Source organism: Hymenobacter telluris, from assembly GCF_017313265.1.
Classification (GTDB): Bacteria; Bacteroidota; Bacteroidia; order Cytophagales; family Hymenobacteraceae; genus Hymenobacter; species Hymenobacter telluris.
Genome location: NZ_JAFLQZ010000002.1, coordinates 172,436 through 191,751 on the forward strand (window position 1 = coordinate 172,436; position 19,316 = coordinate 191,751).

The 19,316-nt window shown below is 59.6% G+C and carries 17 protein-coding genes; 8 read left to right on the plus strand and 9 right to left on the minus strand.

Annotation, left to right across the window (positions count from 1 at the left end; genetic code table 11):
• Positions 1 to 26: 26 nt before the first annotated feature.
• Complete coding sequence (rfbC, locus tag J0X19_RS03090; RefSeq protein ID WP_206980969.1) at positions 27 to 569, plus strand: dTDP-4-dehydrorhamnose 3,5-epimerase; 543 nt, start codon at positions 27 to 29, stop codon at positions 567 to 569.
• 189 nt (positions 570 to 758) lie between these two features.
• On the opposite strand, the gene J0X19_RS03095 is transcribed toward rfbC, so the two are convergent.
• The gene (locus tag J0X19_RS03095) at positions 759 to 2,066 is read right to left on the minus strand and encodes a UDP-N-acetylmuramoyl-tripeptide--D-alanyl-D-alanine ligase (RefSeq protein ID WP_206980971.1); all 1,308 of its coding nucleotides are present in this window, start codon (positions 2,064 to 2,066) and stop codon (positions 759 to 761) included.
• 61 nt (positions 2,067 to 2,127) lie between these two features.
• On the opposite strand from J0X19_RS03095, the gene J0X19_RS03100 reads away from it, so the two are divergent.
• Positions 2,128 to 4,404 carry an FG-GAP-like repeat-containing protein gene (locus tag J0X19_RS03100; RefSeq protein ID WP_206980979.1) on the plus strand — a complete coding sequence of 759 codons (2,277 nt, stop codon included), beginning with the start codon at positions 2,128 to 2,130 and terminating at the stop codon, positions 4,402 to 4,404.
• Positions 4,405 to 4,496: 92 nt separating this feature from the next.
• On the opposite strand, the gene J0X19_RS03105 is transcribed toward J0X19_RS03100, so the two are convergent.
• The 6 genes from J0X19_RS03105 to msrA form a co-directional block, all read right to left on the minus strand.
• Complete coding sequence (locus J0X19_RS03105) at positions 4,497 to 5,288, minus strand: amidohydrolase (protein WP_206980981.1); 792 nt, start codon at positions 5,286 to 5,288, stop codon at positions 4,497 to 4,499.
• Between the two features lie 210 nt (positions 5,289 to 5,498).
• Positions 5,499 to 6,659, minus strand: coding sequence for a pyridoxal phosphate-dependent aminotransferase (locus J0X19_RS03110; RefSeq protein ID WP_206980983.1), 1,161 nt, complete (start codon positions 6,657 to 6,659; stop codon positions 5,499 to 5,501).
• A gap of 98 nt (positions 6,660 to 6,757) precedes the next feature.
• Positions 6,758 to 6,994, minus strand: a complete 237-nt coding sequence (locus tag J0X19_RS03115) for a DUF6252 family protein (protein ID WP_206980991.1) — start codon at positions 6,992 to 6,994, stop codon at positions 6,758 to 6,760.
• A gap of 5 nt (positions 6,995 to 6,999) precedes the next feature.
• Positions 7,000 to 7,296 carry a hypothetical protein gene (locus J0X19_RS03120; protein WP_206980992.1) on the minus strand — a complete coding sequence of 99 codons (297 nt, stop codon included), beginning with the start codon at positions 7,294 to 7,296 and terminating at the stop codon, positions 7,000 to 7,002.
• A gap of 222 nt (positions 7,297 to 7,518) precedes the next feature.
• Positions 7,519 to 9,822, minus strand: a complete 2,304-nt coding sequence (locus tag J0X19_RS03125) for a PAS domain-containing sensor histidine kinase (protein WP_206980998.1) — start codon at positions 9,820 to 9,822, stop codon at positions 7,519 to 7,521.
• Positions 9,823 to 10,049: 227 nt separating this feature from the next.
• Entirely contained in the window at positions 10,050 to 10,730 is a 681-nt protein-coding gene (gene msrA / locus J0X19_RS03130) for a peptide-methionine (S)-S-oxide reductase MsrA (protein ID WP_394369088.1), read from the minus strand.
• Positions 10,731 to 10,920: 190 nt separating this feature from the next.
• Between msrA and J0X19_RS03135 the strand changes: the two genes are divergently transcribed.
• The 6 genes from J0X19_RS03135 to J0X19_RS03160 all read left to right on the plus strand — a co-directional run bounded on the left by J0X19_RS03135 (position 10,921) and on the right by J0X19_RS03160 (position 17,242).
• Positions 10,921 to 11,316, plus strand: a complete 396-nt coding sequence (locus J0X19_RS03135; protein WP_206981000.1) for a hypothetical protein — start codon at positions 10,921 to 10,923, stop codon at positions 11,314 to 11,316.
• Positions 11,317 to 11,413: 97 nt separating this feature from the next.
• Positions 11,414 to 11,671, plus strand: coding sequence for a hypothetical protein (locus tag J0X19_RS03140; protein ID WP_206981002.1), 258 nt, complete (start codon positions 11,414 to 11,416; stop codon positions 11,669 to 11,671).
• 438 nt (positions 11,672 to 12,109) lie between these two features.
• Entirely contained in the window at positions 12,110 to 12,565 is a 456-nt protein-coding gene (locus J0X19_RS03145; RefSeq protein ID WP_242581928.1) for a DUF2141 domain-containing protein, read from the plus strand.
• A 96-nt stretch (positions 12,566 to 12,661) separates the two neighbouring features.
• Positions 12,662 to 15,553: a TolB family protein gene (locus J0X19_RS03150; protein ID WP_206981005.1), complete on the plus strand. Its 2,892-nt coding sequence runs from the start codon at positions 12,662 to 12,664 to the stop codon at positions 15,551 to 15,553.
• A 166-nt stretch (positions 15,554 to 15,719) separates the two neighbouring features.
• Entirely contained in the window at positions 15,720 to 16,424 is a 705-nt protein-coding gene (locus J0X19_RS03155) for a dioxygenase family protein (protein WP_206981007.1), read from the plus strand.
• A 110-nt stretch (positions 16,425 to 16,534) separates the two neighbouring features.
• The gene (locus J0X19_RS03160) at positions 16,535 to 17,242 is read left to right on the plus strand and encodes a pirin family protein (RefSeq protein WP_206981010.1); all 708 of its coding nucleotides are present in this window, start codon (positions 16,535 to 16,537) and stop codon (positions 17,240 to 17,242) included.
• A gap of 139 nt (positions 17,243 to 17,381) precedes the next feature.
• Here the strand turns inward: J0X19_RS03160 and J0X19_RS03165 are convergent, their stop codons facing one another.
• Positions 17,382 to 18,140 (minus strand): LytR/AlgR family response regulator transcription factor, encoded by a 759-nt coding sequence (locus tag J0X19_RS03165; RefSeq protein WP_206981012.1) that lies wholly within the window; start codon positions 18,138 to 18,140, stop codon positions 17,382 to 17,384.
• Positions 18,137 to 19,261 carry a sensor histidine kinase gene (locus tag J0X19_RS03170; RefSeq protein WP_206981013.1) on the minus strand — a complete coding sequence of 375 codons (1,125 nt, stop codon included), beginning with the start codon at positions 19,259 to 19,261 and terminating at the stop codon, positions 18,137 to 18,139. The genes J0X19_RS03165 and J0X19_RS03170 overlap by 4 nt, the downstream gene beginning before the upstream one ends.
• Positions 19,262 to 19,316: the final 55 nt, after the last annotated feature.

Sequence of the window (19,316 nt, forward strand, 5' to 3'; positions counted from 1 at the left end):
CCTCAACCTAGCAATACACTTTCCGCATGGAAATCAAGCAACATGCCTTAGCTGGCGTCGTGGAGTTTATTCCCCGCGTTTTTGGCGATGCCCGCGGGGCGTTTTTCGAGTCGTTTAGTGCCCGGGTGATGGAGGAAGCAGGCGTGCGGGAAAACTGGGTGCAGGACAACCAGTCGCGTTCCGATAAGGGGGTATTGCGCGGTCTGCACTTTCAGCGGCCACCCCACGCGCAAGCCAAGCTGGTGCGCGTAGCCCAGGGCCGCGCCCTCGACGTCATCGTGGATTTGCGCCGCGGCTCGGCCACCTATGGCCAGCACCTACAGGTGGAACTGGATGCGCAGCGCTACAACATGCTGTACGTGCCCGTCGGCTTCGCGCACGGCTTTGTGGCCCTGGAAGACGACACGCTGTTTCTCTACAAATGCTCCGGCTATTACCAGCCCAGCGCCGAGGGCGGCATCCTCTGGAAAGACCCCAGCCTCCGCATCAACTGGGGCATCGACGACCCCAAAGTGTCCGACAAAGACCAAATCCTGCCCGTCCTGCAAGGCTTCGAGAGTCCTTTCTAAACCGCGGATTTTGCAGATTAATCGGATTGAACAGATTGCGGTGACGATTGAAAACGAAAGAAGGCTGCCAAGTGGTAGCCTTCTTTTGTTTTACACGTTTTATACGCCTGGCGTATCATGTGCCTGGTTTACAGCTTAATAATCGTCCGCAAAATTCGTGTAATCCGATTAATCTGCAAAATCCGCGGTTCAGACGAGGGTTAGCAGCGTTTCCAGGCCCATGCCGCGGGAGCCTTTGATGAGAATCTGGCGGCCTTGTAGCGCCTGGGCTTGCAGCCAGTCGGCGACTTCGGCCTTGGTGGCGAAATAGTGAGCTGCCCCACCGAAAGCTGCATGAGCCAGGCGCATTTCCGGGCCAATCAGTACTACCGTGCCAAATGGCAAATCGGCTAGCAGATGACCTAGTTCCGCATGTTCACCGGCGCTTTCGTCGCCCAGCTCGAACATGTCGCCTAGTATCACCACTTTGTTATCGTTGCTGGTGCCGGGGCGGGCCGCGAAGCTGCGCAACGCCGCTGCCATGCTACTGGGGTTGGCGTTATAAGCATCCAGAATAACCTCGTTGCGGCCGGTTTGCACCAGCTGGGAGCGGTTGTTGGTGGGCGCGTATTCGGCCAGCGCGGCCGCAATATCGGCGGTATGTACCCCAAAATGCTGCCCCACGGCGGCGGCGGCGGCCAGGTTCGGGAAGTTGTAGTCGCCGGTAATCTGAGCCTCCACCAGTGTATTATCTGCCAGGCGCAACGTGATGTTGGGGGTGGCTCCTACGAAAGTGGCGGGGTACGTATCGGTAGGGGCGGGGTAGCTGACGCGCTGCGGCACCACTTCCGCCAGGCCCGGCAGCCGCGCATCCAGCGTGTTCACGAAGGCCGTGCCGCCCGCTGTGGCCAGAAACTGAAACAACTCGGCTTTGCCTTTGGCAATGCCCTCCTGGCCGCCAAAGCCTTCGAGGTGCGCCTTGCCGATGTTGGTAATCAAACCGTGGGTGGGCTCGGCAATACTGCTGAGCAGCGCAATTTCGCCTTGGTGGTTGGCGCCCATTTCCACAATGGCCAGCTCGTGCTCATCGGGGCGGATACCAAGCAACGTGAGGGGCACCCCAATGTGGTTGTTGAGGTTGCCGCGGGTGTACTGCACCCGAAAGCGCCGGCTCAGTACGCTGTTAATCAGTTCTTTGGTGGTGGTCTTGCCGTTCGAGCCGGTAACAGCCAGCACCGGCATAGTAAGTTGCCGGCGGTGGTAGCGGGCCAGCTCTTGCAGCGCCAGCAGCGGGTCAGGCACGTAGGTGTAGCGGGCAGGGGCGGTGGCGGCCAGGGCGGCATCGTCGACTACGGCGTGGCGGGCGCCCTGGGCCAGGGCCTGAGCGGCAAAGTCGGCTCCGCGAAACGAAGGACCGTTGAGGGCAAAAAACAGAGTGTCCATCTGCGGCTGCCGCGAATCGGTGCTGACGGAGGCACTGGCACGAAACTGCTCGTAGAGGGCCGCTATATCTTGCATGATGTTTGTAGTAACTTAGACGTAAATTCTTGTGTTCTACCGAAAAGCAACGATGCCTTCTATGATTTCACGTTTCCTGTTCACTTGCGCTTTACTGGGCAGTTACATAGGCACGCACTCGGCTGTGGCACAGTCTACGGCATTCGGCTTCGAGCTTCGGTCGGTGGCAAAAGTAGTGCAAGGTACCGATACCCTGCGCCATGCCTGGGCCGGTGGCCTCGACTCGCCGCAGTTTTCCAACATCGACCTGAATGCCGACGGGCAGCAGGACTTGTTTATTTATGACCGGCGGCTGCGGCGCGTGCAGACCTACCTGAACGTGGCCAACCCGGCCGGGGGCCGCCAGTGGCAATACGCCCCCGACTACGAGGTGCTGTTCCCGACGGGCATGCACGGCTGGGCCCTATTGCGCGACTACGACTGCGACGGCCGCCCCGACCTGTTCACCAATGGCGACAGTGAAGTGGATATTCAGGTGTACCGCAACGTGGCCGGTGCCAACGGGCTGCCTACATTTCAGCGGGTTACTGCTGTAGTAACGGCGCTTATCGGTGCCAACCAGGTAAACATTGATACGGGTAACCATCTGCCTGCTATTGAGGATATTGATGGCGACGGTAAGGTGGATATTCTGATTTATGATTGGTCTACGCTTAAGTACATCACCTATTACCGCAACGTAAGTCCAACGTGCGGGGGCTTGCAGTTTCGGGTGGCGTCTACGGCGTGGGGAAACATTCAATCCTGCCTGAGTACCTGCGGCTCCTATAATATTTTCAATGGCTCGCTTTGCCGACCAACGGGTACGCAGCACAGCTCGGGCAGCAACGTAACGGTGCTGGACTTCGACGGCGACGGCGACAAGGATTTGCTGGTAGGGCGTGATTTCTGCACCCAGCTGACCTCGTTCACCAACCAAGGAACCAGCGCCCAAGAGGCGTTTACGGATGCCAATATCAGCAACGCCTTTCCGTTCGGAACCACGCCCGCCCGCGTCCCCAACTTTGCTACCGGTTACCACGTGGATGTCAACTTCGACGGCCGCCGCGACCTGCTGGTAGCGCCCGCCGTGTATGACAACCTCGACACCATTGAAACCCGCCGCTCGGTGTGGTACTACGAAAATGCGGGCACGGGTGCCGCAACCAATTTCCAGTTCCGGCAGAACGATTTCTTGCAGCGCGACATGATTGAAACCAGCTCGCTGGCCAGCACCACGTTTCTGGACGTGGATGGCGACGGGCTAAAAGACATGCTGGTGGCCGGTACTCGCCACGACGTAGGCACCTTGTTCACGGCGTCGTTGGCGCACTACCGCAACGTTGGTACGGCTAGCCGCCCCATCTACAAGCTCGTCACCAACGATTACCTGAACCTGGCCGCCAAGAAGTATGCCCGCCTGCAACCAGTAGCAGTGGATCTGAACCGCGACGGCGCCATGGATCTGGCGTTTACTGGCTACGAAACCTACGGTCGGGATGGGTTTCTGCGGTTTACGCTCAACCAGGCGGCACCTGGGATGCCGGCCAGTTTCAATACCACCACGCTGCGCTCCATCAGCAACTTGCCCAACAGCCAGTTTGATACGGCTGCTTTCTTCGATGTGGATAACGACGGGTTCGTGGACTTGCTCTACGGCACCAACACCAACCGCACTGACCTGCCCGCCGGCCAAAGCCTGCGCTACTACCGCAACAACGGCAGCAGCACCCTGGAAACAGCCTTCGTGATAACCAACTCTGATTACGGCCAGATTCGGACCGCTACCAACACCCGCCCGATTAATCTGTGCCCCGTGGTAGCCGATTTTGACGGAGACGGCGCCCCCGACCTGCTCACCGTGGATGTCAGCGGCCAGATTCGTATGTTCGGTAACATTCGGGCGCAGAGCGGTATCTTCCTGGACCGCACCAGCCTGTTCTACAACACGCTGCTTGCCACCTATAATGATGGTCAGTTAGGCATTCGGGACCAGAACCACATCACGCTGGCCGCGGCCGACGTGAATGGGGATGGCGCACCAGAACTGTTCATTGGCATGGAAAGCGGGGGCGTACTGGCCGCGGCCACCCGCAACCGGGTGCTGAGCACCCGTGGGGCTTCTCAAAACCTGGCCCTCTCGCTGTATCCTAACCCGGCCACAACCACTACCACCGTGGAAGCACCGCGCCCAGTGCGCCTCACTCTCTTCGACCTCACCGGCCGTGTAGTGCGCACCGTAGCAACGCCCGCTCGCCAGCATCAGCTGGATTTGCGCGGCTTGGCGGCTGGCCTCTACATTGTGCGCTGCGAAACCAATGATGGCCAGCTAGGCGTGCAGCGCTTAGAGGTGAAATAGTGAGGTGGTGAACTGGTGAGTTTGATGTTCCGCTTGCGCCAAATGCGTAGTATGTGCGGGTTGAACATCAAACTCACCAGTTCACCACCTCACTATTTCACCAACTGCGTTAGCTCGAAGGGGTCGGCATCGTGCAGGGCCGGAAACCGCTCCCGGAACGCCACGAGGTCGGCGTGGCGTAAGGAGCGGGTGATGCCGGTTTCCTGGTTGCCTACTTCTACCAAGTACTCGCCGCGCATATCCAGCAGCGCCGAGTCGCCGGAGTAGGCGAGGCTGTTGCCATCAATACCCACACAGTTTACGCCCATCGTGTACGCCACGTTTTCAATGGCGCGGGCGCGCAGCAGCGTCATCCAGGCGGTGCGGCGGGCAGCGGGCCAGTTGGCTACGTACAGCAGCAAATCGTAGGGTTGGGTGGCAGAGTTGCGGCTCCATACCGGAAAGCGCAAATCGTAGCACACCAGCGGGCAGATGCGCCAGCCGCGCCATTCTTCAATCAACCGTTCGGTGCCGGCGGTGTAGGTGTGCTGCTCGTTGGCCATCGTGAACAGGTGGCGCTTGTTGTAGTAGCTTAGGCTGCCATCAGGCCGCACCCAGAGCAGACGGTTGTAGTAATGGCCTTCCTCCTTGATGATGATGCTGCCAGTGATTACGGCTTTGCGAGCCGCCGCCAACTCTTGCAGCCATGCTACCGTGGGGCCATCCATGGGTTCGGCTAGCTTGGTAGCTTCCATGCTGAAGCCCGTGGTGAACATTTCGGGCAATACAATCAGGTCGGGAGATAAAGAAATTTCGTCGATATGCCGCTGTAGCTCAGCGCGGTTGGCGGTGGGATCGTGCCACTGCAGAGAAGCCTGCACGAAGGATACAGTTAAGTCAGACACAATGGTAGGGCAATAGGAAGGTAGGAGAAGCGCGGTATTTCTATTAAGAAATATAAGACGGTTGACAGCAGAAAAGAGTTATGCTAGCCTAAAATAATTTCCGGTGCGGCAGGCAACAGATTGTCGTCAGCAGAACATCAGAAATCAACCTTCAGCTTGCCAGAAAGGCGGTATTGCTAAGGGCTTGATACGCACGCGTGCGGAGTGTTCTTAAAGGAGGCGCAGCCGCTCGGCGGCGGCCCGTAGCGTGGTATCCTGCTTGGCAAAACAAAACCGGATCAGGCCTTCGTCGTGGCCGTTGTGGTAGAACGCCGACACGGGCACCACGGCCACGCCTGCCTCACGGGTTAGGCGCTGGGCAAAGGCCACGTCGGGCTCCGTGGAAATGCGGGCGTAGCGGGCCAGCTGAAAGTAGCCGCCGGGTACCGGCAGCAACTCGAAGCGCGACTCAGCCAGCAACTCCCGAAACAGGTCGCGCTTGGGCTGGTAGAAAGCGGGTAGCTGCTGGTCGTGGGTGGGGTCGGCGGCCAGCACGTCGGCAAGGGCGTGCTGGGTAGGTGTGCTCACGGCAAAGGTGAGGAACTGATGCACCCGGCGCACCTCGGCCGTCAGGGCCGGCGGGGCCACGCAGTAGCCCACCTTCCAGCCGGTGGCGTGGTAGGTTTTACCGAACGACGACAGCACGAAAGCCCGCTCCCGCAGCGCCGGTTGTTGCAGCACGCTGCCATGCGGCTGCCCATCAAATACCATGTGCTCGTACACTTCGTCGCTGAGCACCAAGATGTTGGTGTCGGCCAGGATGTCAGCTAGCGTATCGAGGTCGGCAGCGGAGAGGACCGCGCCGCTCGGGTTGTGCGGCGAGTTGAGCATGATCAGGCGGGTGCGGGGCGTGAGAGCGGCACGTACCCGGTCCCAGTCGGGGCGGAAGGTGGGCGAAGTGAGCGGCACGTACACGGGCACGCCGCCTTGCAGCCGGATGGCCGGGCCGTACAGGTCGTAGGCTGGCTCCAGCACCAGCACCTCATCACCGGGGTGGACTACGGCGGCCAGCACAGCATACAGGGCCTCGGTGGCGCCGCAGGTAACGGTTATTTCGGTGGCCGGATCGGGGGCGGGCACACCGTACACGCGGGCGGTTTTGGCGGCAATGGCCTCGCGCAAACGAGGCAGGCCGGGCATGGGCGCGTATTGGTGGTGGCCGGCGGTGCGGGCGTGGCGGGTCAGGGCCTCTTGCAGCGCCAGCGGCGGGTCATAATCAGGGAAGCCCTGGGCCAGATTGATGGCGCCGCACTCCTGGGCCAGCTGCGTCATCACCGAGAAAATGCTGGTGCCCACGTCGGGCAGCTTGGAAACTATAGTGGGCAGAGCCATACGGAAAGTCGGGGGGCAGTGGAACAGACGCCCAAAATACACCGCCCCGCCGAAATGTTTCCGCCGCCACTACTGCTATTGGCTTCCGGCCTTAAGGTTTACAGTTGGTAGTCGAAACGCCCATCCGTGACGCGGATGGAGTTGCAGCCGGGCTTGTAGAGCGTGAAATCGAACGTGCCGGAGATGATACCCGCTGTCAGGTCTAGGCGCGTGATGGTAAGTGTGCCCCGGCGGTAGGTGGTGGCACTGTCGTTTGTACTCCAATAACAGTTGGATTTTACATCGTCATAACTAGCCTTGGTGTCCTGTGGGTTGCGGAGAGAATAGCTACCCAACCCTGCTATGCGCCGAACAAAACAATGTATTGAGATTCAGTGGTGGTACTTCCATAGATGCGGTAAGCACGCACATCGAGGACGCCGCCGGTTGAAACCCGGTCATAAGACACGCTATAGTTGGCGGCGCCACTATAGCCCTGTGGGGTCCACGGCTTGCCGTTAACCAAGCAGCCGAAGGTATTGGCCCCAGTCTGGGTAGCAGGCGGCAACTGGCTGAGCGGGCTGGGGGCGTCTTGCTTGCACTGGCTTAGGCCAAGCAAAGCAGCCAGCAGTATAGAAGGATAAAGTATAGGACGCATACTGAATAAGGCAAGAATTGAAACGATACGTATTTCGAAAAAGCTCTTGCCTCAACTGAGCCAGAGGTTATTCAGGCGGGGTAGCAGGATTAGCGAGCCGGATATAGAATTGAGGAAGAAGTATATGAACGTCCCAAGTAATATCGAGAATTGATTGAGCTTAATGCTACAGCCTGAAACTGTGGCTGCAAGAGAAGCATTGGAATTATCTAGCCTGCCTGGCTACCCAGCCACCGTCTCCGCTGCCTCCGGCAGGTACACCCGGAACGTGCTGCCTTCGCCCACGATGCTGTCCACTTCCACGCGGCCGCCGTGGCCCTGCGCAATGCGGTTGACGATGTAGAGCCCCATGCCGGAGCCTTCTACATGGCTGTGGAAGCGGCGGAACAGCTGAAACAGCTGGGTGCCAAACCGCGCTAGGTCGATGCCAAGGCCGTTGTCTTGTATTGTAAGCACCAGATTACCGGCAAGCAATGCGCTGCTTACCCGGATGCGAGGGGGGCGGTTGGGGGCGGCGTACTTGAGGGCATTGCTGAGCAGATTATAAAGGATGCTGTGCAAGCTGGGCCGTACAAACAGCACTACCGGAGCTGCCTCAAAATCGGTAGTGACTGTGGCGCCGGAAGCAACCAATTGCTCCTGAATGCTAAGCAGCACTTCCGCCGTCAGGTCGGCCAGTGCCACCAGTTCCGTAGCCACGTATTCGCGCTGCTTTTGCACCTGCACCAACTCCGATAAGCCGTTGATGGTGGCGTACAGTTGCTGGAGTGTGCGCTCGAACATGCCAACCAGCTGGGCAGACTGCGGGTCGCGGAACTGGGTGGTGTGCCGCAGCTCTTCGAAGATGCCCGTCATGTTGTTCAGGGGCTGGCGCAAATCGTGTGAGGTGGTGTACACAAAGTTATCGAGGCTCTGGTTGCTGCGCAGCAGCTCGGCATTCTGGGCTTGCAGCTGCTCGCGCAATTCGCGTTCCTCGTGTACATCGGTATTGGTGCCCAGCCAGCGCAGAATGCGGCCATCGGGGCGGCGGATGGCTTCGGCGCGGGCCAGAAACCAGCGGTACTGCCCGTGCTGGTCGCGCCAGCGGTGCTCGGCCTCGAAACGGGTACCCTGCTCCAAAGCAAGCTGCCAGCGGTGCAGGGTGTTGGGCAGGTCGTGGGGGTGAATGAACTGCTCCCAGCCCCATTCCTGCAGCTCCTCGAACGTGCCGCCCGTGAAATCGTACCAGCGTTGGTTGTAGTACGTCACGCCGCCATCGGGCCTCGATACCCAGGCCATGGTGGGCAGCCCTTCCAGCGCCTGCCGAAACTCTTGGTCCTGCTGCCGGATTTCTTCCAGCAGCTCGGCGGCCTGCTGCTTGGCCTGCACTTGTTCGGTTACATCAATGCCGAAGACCAGAATTCCCTTGGTGTGGTTTTGCTCGTTGAGCAGGGGCTGAAATACGCCGTTGAAAAACCACTGCTGCCGCGCGGCTTCCGGAGCAGGCGACTGAAACGGCACCTCATGCAGCACAATCGGCTCCCCGGTGCGGTACACTTCATCAATAAGGTCAATGAAGCCTTGTTCCACCAGCTCGGGCGCGGCCTGGGCAGCGGGCAACCCCACGCGTGCCTGCCCCCGAAACAGCTGCTGAGCCCGCTCGTTTACGTAGTGGTACACGTGGTTGGGGCCAATGAGCGTGGCAATGTAGGCGGGTACCTGGCTCAGAATTTCTTGCAGCTGCTGGTCTTTTTCTTCGAGTAGCTGGCGGGTGCGCTTCTGGTCGTCGATGTCGGTGCTGGTGCCAAACCAGCGCACAATCTGGCCGGTAGCATCGCGCTGGGGCAGGGCCTGGCTCAGAAACCACCGGAACGAGCCATCCTGGGCCCGAAAGCGGTGCTCCATTTCATAGGGCTCCCCGGTGCTCAGCGAATGGCGCCACCGGGCCCGCACCCGCGGCTGGTCGTCGGGGTGAGTCATGGACCGCCACAAGCCCGGAATATCGGCGTTAGCCAACGACTGGCCGGTGTAGGCCATCCAGCGGGCACTGAAGTACTGGTAGCGGCCGGCGGCGTTGGCTATCCACACCAGCTGCGGAATCAAATCGGCCAGAAACAGAAATTGCTCTTGCTCCAGCATAGGGCGGGCGGCAGCTACCACTGAGGCGGTTGGCTGGTACTCCTGAAGCTGGCAGAGCAAGTACCGCAACGGCGCACCTAGCTCCGAGCCAGCCCAAACCGGAGTGAGGGTAAGGTGCATCACCCGCGGGGCCACTTGGCCAAGCTCGGCGGGCAAGCGTAGATATACCGGTAGCTGACTGGGCTGCTTGGTATTTTGCACGGCGGCCACGGCGGCGTCCCAGGCAAGAGGCCCACCCTCAACCCCGAATAGCTCGATGGCCGCCCGGCCCAGCAATGGGCCGGAGCAACCCACCAAGGCCTGCGCCGCTGCATTAACTGCCACTACCGTTTGGTTGTGCGGCAATAGCGCCAAACAAGGAGCCGGCAAGGCATCAAAAAGTAGCTGGAAGTCAGGCAAATCGGTCATGGACGCAGTGCGCGCAGAGCAGCATGTGCTCCCGGCTTTTACCCCCAAGGTAAGAGCCTGGCCGGAACTTCACTAACTAGTTCAGCTAGAGATTAAATGCCGGTATTTTCTACTGTTGAGATTCAGAAAAGCCAAGAGCCCAGTGGGCGCCAACTCCGTTAAGAATCGACGCCCGCCGGGCCCTTTTATAAAAGAGCAAACCAGCGCAGGTGCTGGCGGTAGCAAGGCTACAGCGGGTTCTTGAGCAGCTGCGGATACGCCTTCCGAAACTTGGCAATCTTGGGGGTGGATACCGACTGGATATACGGGTTTTCGGGGTGGATGCGGTAGTAGCCCTGGTGGTAGTTTTCGGCGGGCCAGAACTTGCTGAACGGCAGCACCTGCGTCACGATGGGGTTCGGGTAGTGCTTGGACGCGTTGACGCGCTTGATGGTGGCCTCAATCAACTGCTTTTCTTGTGGGGTGCGGTAAAACGCAATGGAGCGATACTGCGGGCCGGCATCAGGGCCTTGGCGGTTGAGGGTAGTTGGGTCGTGGCCGGCCAGGAAAAACACGTCGAGCAACTGCTGGTAGCTGATTTGCTTGGCATCGTAGTACACTTCAAAGCTTTCGGCGTGGCTAGTTTGGCCGCTACCCACCTGCTCGTAGGTGGGATTGGCCTCTTTGCCGCCCGAGTAGCCCGATACCACGTATTTCACCCCCTTCAGTTCCTCAAATATTTCCTCGGTGCACCAAAAGCAGCCACCCGCAAACGTGGCTACCGCCAGGCCTTGCGCCTGCGCAGCCGTGGGCATGCCGCCCGCCGTGGAGCGCGAAAGAGTTTGGGCATCGGCGGGGCGCTGCTGGCTGCACGCCATGGTGAGTAGCAGCAAGCCCATTAGGTAAGATTTCAATTTCAAAAACGACATGGGAAAATGAAGAGTGCGTAAAGAAAAACGACGGTTGATGTACGAAACTTGACGGGTATCGGACGTGCTATGTAACAATCTGACCAGGTAGTCTCGTTCCTTGTCAAGAAATTGTATCTGAGTAAGTAGGTTGTATTTCTCGCTTACTTACACCTCGTCCATCTGTCATCCGCTTGCTGCAACCCACCTCATGGCCCAACGCATACTTGTGCAAACTCCACACCTTACTATTACCTACGATTACATAAACGAATGGCTCTATGTGGATTGGGCCAGTGAGCAGGATATGGAAACCGTGCAAACCGGCTGCCTGCAAATGCTGGAATGCCTGCGCGACGAGCGGTGCCACAAAGTGCTTAACGACAACCGCCGCGTAATGACGATGTGGTCGGACGCGGCAGAGTGGGGCGGACACGTGTGGTTTCCGGCCATGGCCGATGCCGGCTTAGAGTATTTTGCTTGGGTGTATTCGCCTAACGTGTATAGCCGCCTCTCCACCGACCTTACGCTTCAGCACACCAATCGGCCTCTCATTCTCACCTTTGACAGCCTCGATACTGCTGCTGCGTGGCTAAAGCAAATGTGACGGGTATAAGCGCTGCACTTGAACGTATCGTAATATTACCATTAACTCTTTTATATATTTTATCGTAATTACTATATAATTCTACTTATTATTGGTTATGTCAAAGTTTAGGCCGCTTCCACTCTCACCGGATACCTCCCTCGCCGACCCTCGGGTGCGCGAGAAGGTAGCTACCTGGATGAAAGATTTCCACCGGGAACAGGTGGCAGCAACAGGCAGCGCCGAAATGCTGCGGGTATATTGCCAGGCCCTAAACAACTGGATACTCAACCCAACCACCGATGCGCACCACATCGAAATGCTGGTTGATGAAATCTGCCACACGGCCCAGTTGGAAGACCCCGATAGTGAGTAGTATGGTATAAAGCGCAGTGTGATGCTTGAAACACACGTGCCACCAGTTGTAATGCAGATTGTATAAGGGAGACGAGTCCTGGCGTCCTGTGAAACAGGGCGGAAGAGGTATTGCACAAAAGAAGGTGGCGCTACTTACGGCAGTAGTACCACCCACGGGCCAAGCGGCCGGCTGTGCGTCGGATTTGCATACGGAACAGTTAGTGAAACGCTCGAAAAGGCTCCTTAACCAACTCATTCTCGGTCTTAAAAACAATAAAAACTATATATAATAATGAAAGCGCAATGCCTACCGTTTAGGCAGCAACTGAAAAAGCGCCCTCCAATGAATGCAGGATTCCGGCAATAAGGCTATATTGGCTTTTCATCGTGTCGGCACTTTTACCGCCGAAGCGCAGTTAAGCTCTTACTTCTTTCGAACCAGCACCGAATTCCGTTTATGAACACACTACAGCGCACTTTTCTGATGGCCGCTGGTAGCGCGCTACTAGCCGTCCCGGCCCTGGCCGCCGGCGACAATCCAACGGGCACTTCTTCGGTTACCGTGGTAGTATCGGCGCTGGTTTCCACGAGTTCAGTGGTGAAGCTGTATTTCTACAACGTGCGCGACAAGTTTTTGCAGCACGGCGGCTATGCGTTCATGCGGGCCATTCAGCCGGGCGGGCAGCAGCAGATTACGCTGCCCATCACGCTGCCTAACGGCGAGTGGGCCGTGGCTATTACGCAGGACACCAACAATAACGACAAGCTGGACAAGAATTTCGTGGGCATCCCGACCGAGCCGTACGCTTTTTCCAACAACGTGCGCCCCACGCTAGCCGCCCCCGATTTCAACGACTGCAAATTCGTGGTGAATGGCCCCGGCAAGGTGGTCAACATCGTGCTGAAAAAGTAACGCTATCCGTTAGAACAGCAAGCCCGCCCCGCGCCACGTGGGGCGGGCTTTATTTTGGGCGGGGTTTTCGGTTTCTTGCAGGCTGTCTGTTCTTCTATGCGCAAGTTTCTGCTGACTGCCACGGCGGCTCTCTCGTTGGGGGCAGGCCAGGCCCAAACTCTCCCGGTTCTCGACCAAAACCCGCCTTCGTTGCGCTGGCAGCAGGTGCACACCCCGCACTTTCGGGTGCTGTACCCGGCGGGGTTCGAGGCCGCCGCTCAGCGCACCGCGCAGCAGCTAGAGCAAGTGCACGGGCCGGGCGCGGCTACGCTAGGCGTGCGGCCCCGCCCAATTGCGGTGGTGCTCCAGACCCGCACCAGTGTCAGCAACGGGTTTGTCACGTTTCTGCCCCGGCACGCCGAGTTTTTCGCCACGCCCGAGCAAGGCATGGGCCTTGGTACGGTGGATTGGCTCAACCAACTGGTGGTGCACGAGTACCGGCACGTTGGGCAGTTCGAGAAGGGGCGGTACGGTATTGGGCGGTTGCTGGGGCCGTTGCTGGGCGATGGGGCGCTGGGCGTGGCAGCCGTGGGCATACCGCAGTGGTTTTTCGAGGGCGACGCCGTGGGTACCGAAACGGCCCTTACCCGCAGTGGCCGGGGCCGGATTCCGTCGTTTGGGGTGGGCATGCGCGCCAACCGGCTGGCGGGCTTGCGCTTCAACTACCAGAAAGCCAACAACGGCTCCTTGCGCGACTATGTGCCCAACTGGTACGTGCTGGGCTACTACCTGACGTCCTACGCCAAAACCCACTACGGCCCCGACGTGTGGGACCGGGCCCTGACTGGCTACAACCGGTTTCCGTTCTACCCGTTTTCGTTTTCCGACCACCTGCGCCGCACCACTGGTTTGCGCGTGGAACAGCTCTACGCCCGCACCATGGCCGACCTGGACTCGACGTGGCAGGTGCAGCAGCGGGAACTGCAACCCACCGCGGCGCGGGAGCTACTCGGGCAGTACCAGGGTCGGGTGTTCACCGAGTACCAATACCCCCAGTACCTTACCGATACCACCGTAGTAGCCCTCAAGTCCGGCCTCGGCGACATTGCGCAGTTTGTGGTGCTATCCACAGCCACTGGCCGGGAGCGGAAGCTGTACGTGCCCGGCCCGTTGAATTTGCCGGAAATGCTGGCCGTGGGTGGTGGCAAGCTGCTGTGGCCCGAGTACCGGTTTGACGCGCGCTGGCGGCAGCGGGTGTACAGCGAGCTAAAGGTGCTGGACCCGCGCACCGGCGAAGTGGCGCGCCTGGGCCAGCGCCACCGCTACACGGCGGCCAGCTTGTCGCCGGATGGCAGCCGGGTGGTGGCCTTCGAAACCGATTCCAGCTACCACCACGCCCTGTCGGTGCTCGATGCCGGCACCGGCGCCGTGCTCACCACCTTGCCCAACCCCCCAAATACCTTCTACGCGCAGCCCCGCTGGATGCCTGACGGGCAACAGCTAGTGGCGGTGGCGCTGAAGCCGGCCGGCAAAACCATCGAGCTGCTCAACCCCGCAACTGGGGCCGTGCGCGCCCTGCTGCCCGTTGCCAACGTCAACCTCTCCAACCCGCAGCCCTGGGGCGAGTACGTACTTTACAACTCGCCGCAGTCGGGTATCGACAACGTGTACGCCGTGCACACCGGCACCGGCCAGACCTACCAGGTCACGTCGCGGCCGTTGGGAGCATACCACGCAGCACCGTCGCCGGACGGGAGGCGGCTGGTGTTCCACGAGTACCGGGCTACCGGGGCGCGGGTAGTGGAAATGCCGCTCGAACCCACTACTTGGCGGCCCGTGCCACCGGCTACCAGCGCCGTTTCGGGGCCGTATGCCGAGGCGCTGGCCGCGCAGGAGCCTGGTGCCGCCTGCACAGTGCCGGTGCTAGCCGCCGCTACTGCCCCCGATACCACGCGCCGCTACCCTACGCAGCCATATTCGGTGTTGCGCAACGCTTTCAATGTATTCAGTTGGGGGGTGGTGCAGAGCCCAGCCGGCAACAGCGTGAGTGTGGGTGTTAGGTCGCAGGATGTGCTGAGTACCACGCAAGCCATTGCCGGGGTCAGCTACGACCAGGCGGAGCGCACGGCGGCGGCGTTTGGCGGCTTCAGCTACCAGGGCCAGTATCCGGTGTTTGATGCCGACCTCACCTACGGCGGCCGCAACGCCGCCCGCTACATCGACCGACTGCGGAACCAGGCCCTCGACAGCCTACGGCGCGACCAGTGGCGCTACGCCCGCCTCACGGCCGGTTTGCGGCTGCCGCTCACGCTCACCCGCTCGAAATATCTGGAAGCCCTGACGCTGAGCAGCTACTACCTGCACGAGCGGGTGTACGACTACGATTTGCCGGTGCGCTTCCGTTCCGAGCCCGGCCCCAACCTGCCCGTACACGCCCTGCAAACCACGCTCAGCTACGTGCGGCAGCTGCGCCTGAGTGCCCGCGACGTGGCGCCGCGCTGGGGTGGCTCGTTGCTGCTTACCTCGCGCCTCACCCCCTTCGGTACCAACCTGCAAGCCCGGCAGTGGGCGGGGCAGGGCAGCGCGTTTCTGCCGGGCATAGGCAAGCACCACGCCCTGCGGCTGCGGGCCGGCTACCAGTGGCAGCAGCAGCGCCAGTACCAGTTTGCGGCGGCCGTGTCGTTTCCGAGGGGCGAAGGCTACGTGAGCTTCGACAGGCTGCGGGCGGCTTCCGTGGATTACTACCTGCCGCTGGCCTATACCCACTGGAGCATTGGGCGCTGGCTGTACGTGCAGCGCCTGCGGGCCAACGGCTTCCTGGATGTAGCGCAGGGCCGGAGCGTGGGCGTATCCGGCGCGCGCGACTACCGCAACGTGGGCCTCGATACGTCGGTGCTGTTCAATGTGCTGCGCCTGCGCACCCCTCTGGAAGCCGGCGTGCGTGTGGTGCTCGATACCTACACCCAGCAGCTGGTAATCGAGCCGCTGGCGTTCAGTATCCGGCTGTAGCGCGTGCTGAAGTACGCCCACGCAGAAGCAGCACCTCTGGATTTTCAAAGCAGATAAGGAATCTGTCGATGTAAAATCCGTGGTTGTCGATTGGGCTGGAAAGAAGCTGGAAGAGGGGGCGAAATTCAGGTATTGAATTAGCAACCCCACTAGCCCACCTGTTCCCATGGAAAGAAAGCACTTCCTCAAAAGCCTGTTGGTAGGCGCCATGTCGGCCCCGGCCTTGCTGGCCGCCTGCGGCAAAGACGACGAAACCGTAGCCCCCAGCACCGACTCTACCAGCTCCGGCAGCTGCACCGTAGCCCCCACCGAAACGGAAGGGCCCTTCCCCACCAAAGTGCCGGCCAGCTACGTGCGCAGCAACATCGTGGATGGCAAAACCGGCCACCCGATGACGGTGAAAATCACCATCAAAAACGCCAATAACAGCTGCGCCGTGCTGTCGGGGGCACTGGTAGATATCTGGCATTGTGATGCCGAAGGCAACTACTCCGAGTACGGCGGCACCGGCATGCAGGCCACCAACTACCAGAGCGTACACTTTCTGCGCGGCCGCCAAATCACCGATGCCAACGGCCTCGTGACGTTTACCAGCATTTTCCCCGGTTGGTATTCGGGCCGCGCCACCCACATTCATGTGCACATCTACTCGGCCAGCGGCACCTCGCTCAAAGTCACCCAGATAGCCTTCCCCGAAGGCACCGGCTCGGCGGTGGCCGCCGTGAATGGCTACGCCAAAGGCATGAACGGCTACACCTACAACGCCTCCGACAACGTGTTCAGCGACGGAGTAACGCAGGAACTGGCTACCGTCACGGGCAGCACCTCGGCCGGGTTCGAGCTGGCCATTACGCTGAACGTGGCGGTTTAGAGTATTGAGTAGCAAGCCGCGACTAGTACGCTGCTACATCAGCAGCGTACTAGTCGCGGCTTGCTACCCGCGTCTTAGTACTTATTACTGAACACCTACTGCTTACTATCATGATCAAGCAAACACCCGGCAAGATATTTCTGGCCGACCAGCGGGGCCTGACGGAAACCAGCCGGTTTCGGCGGTACAGCACGTTCAATTTCGGTGGCTATGCGCACGAGCACAAGGCGCCTTTCGGAAGGCTGCACGCAGTGAATGAAGAAACCTTGGGCGGCGGCCAACACTTGGAATTTAGAGCCGACCGAGACACGCACGTCTTGTTGATTCCGGTAACGGGTGAGTTGCTGGTAAGCTTACCCACTCAGGAAAACGCAGTAGTGGAAGTGGAGACTATGCACTTGCTAACTGTACCGGCCGGCAGCACTATTAGGTTGCGCAACCCGTACGCCAGCGAGTTGGTGACCTTTCTGCACCTCTGGGTACAGACCAATGCACCAGTGACAACCATCAGCAGCCAGCAATACGTGTTTGGGCTATCTAGCTCCGGCGGACAGCTTGCGGAAGCGGCTGCTCCTCAACAGGCGTCAATGCCCGTGCCTTTCTCGGTGTATTTAGGCCGGTTTGCGGGCCGCCAGGAAGTGGTGTATCAACTGCCACGGAAGTCGTCGTTCTTCGCTTACGTGCTGGCCGGGGCCTTTGAAGCAGAAGGCCGGTTGCTGCACGAGAAAGACAGCCTAGCTTTGTGGGAAACCGATGAAATAGAACTGGAAGCCCTAAGCAATAATGCCTTGCTGCTGGTGCTAGAACTGAAATCGTAAGTAAAAAAAGAACGGTGTAGAGACGCGACACTTCGCGTCTCGGCGTCCGCGCTGTTTGATTGGTCCAACTAAACAGGCTTAGCAACGCCGAGACGCGAAGTGTCGCGTCTCTACACCGTTTTGGTGGTTACGTGAATTCTTATTTCCAGCGGCTTACAAACTGGTCGAAGGCTTCGCGGTAACTGTCGCTGACGGGGATGGTTTCGGTGCCGATGTGCACCGTGCCTCGCCCGATGGCCGCAATGTGGCCCAGCCCCACAATGTAGGAGCGATGAATGCGCATGAACTGCCGCGCCGGTAGCTTCTCTTCCAGCGCCTTCAGGCTGGTGAGCGAGAGTAGCGGCTTGGTTTCGCTACGGCGGTACACTTTCACGTAGTCTTTAAGCCCTTCCACGTACAGAATATCGTTGAAAGGCACCCGCACGAGTTGGTACTCCACTTTCAGATACAAGTAATCCTCGGTGGGCTCACTGGGAGTGGGCGCAGCGGGCAAAACAGTCGGCGTGGGTTGTTGGGTTAGCTCGGCGTAGGATTTAGCTTTGTTAGCCACGCGCAAAAAATCGTCGTAGGAAAACGGCTTCAGCAGATAATCGAGGGCATCTACCTTGTAGCCGTCCAGCGCGTACTGGTTGAAGGCAGTGGTGAACACCACCCGCGGACCGCCACCGCCGGGGCCCCGGTCCAACAGCTTAGCTAGTTCCAGCCCGTTGAGGTCGGGCATTTGAATGTCCAGAAAAATCAAATCAATAGGGCCGGTTTGCTGCTGCAACCCGCGTAGTGCTGCTACGGCGCTGCCGTAGCTGGCCACCAGCCGCAGAAACGGAGTCTGCTCGATGAAGCGCCCCACCAGTTTCAGGGCCAGCGGTTCATCATCGACGGCAATACAGTTGAGCGTCATGCTTGCAGAGTTAGGGTGAGGTGCACGTAGTATTCGTGCGCCGGGTCGTTTTTGGTTACAGTGAGCGTGTGGCGTTCAGGATACAACAATGCCAGCCGCCGCCGGGTATTGGTTAGTCCGATACCGTGGTTTTCATCCAAGGCCACTGGCCGTTCGGCAAAAACGGAATTGCGCACCTCCACGTCCAGGGTGTGGAGGGTGGGCTGCCGCACTGTGATGTGAATGTGGCTGGGCGCCAGCGCACTAACTCCGTGCTTGAAGGCGTTTTCCACAAAGGTCAGCAACAGCATTGGCGCAATGGGCGCGTCGTGGAGGTTGGCGGGCGTGTCGTATCGCACCTGCACGTTGTCGGTGAGGCGCAGCTGCATCAGGTCGATGTAGTCGCGGATGAACAGCAACTCCTGGCTAAGCGGGGCGGTACCGGCCTGGGTGTCGTAAAGCACGTAGCGCATCATGCGCGAGAGGCGCAGAATGGCTTCCCGGGCTTCGTCGCCGTCGAGCAGCGTGAGGGAATAGATGTTGTTGAGCGTGTTGAAGAAGAAGTGCGGGTTGATTTGGGCCTTCAGCCACGCCAGCTCCGTCGTCAGCTTTTCCTGCTCTAGCGCTTGCCTGATTTGCGCATCGCGCTGGCCGCGCTGTACGGCTGCCACACTGGTACTCAAGCCTAGCACCAATAGGGTCGAGAACATCACCGCCGGATTCACCCACTCATTGTGCTGCTGGCGCATCCGGCGGGCCGGCTGCCTGCCGGAAGGTGGGCGCTGGTTGAAGGGCGCCCCCGAACGTTGGAACTGCGGCCGAAAAAACGGCGGTCCTACGCCGTAGTGCTTCTCCAAAGCCCGTTGTGCCTGCCGATGCGGTATTGCCACGGCCAGCACTAGCCCTAACAGAAATAGCGCGTAGCTCACCCAGCGCCGCTTATACAACAGGCGCGGCACAGCCCATTCCGCATTCAAATAAAACACTCCCAACGACGCCACAAACAAACTGCCTTGCAGCAAGTAGAACGGCACCTCGGGCAGCTGGCTGCCGGGCTGCACCGCCACCAGAAAACCTACCAATAGCCAGATAACGGCGTGCAGCAGGAAAGGCTGAGCTTGGCGGGACGTGAGAAGGGGCATAGTGCACAGAAACGAATGATTGGTTTCAAAGGTAGCCGTAGGTACCGCAGGCAGC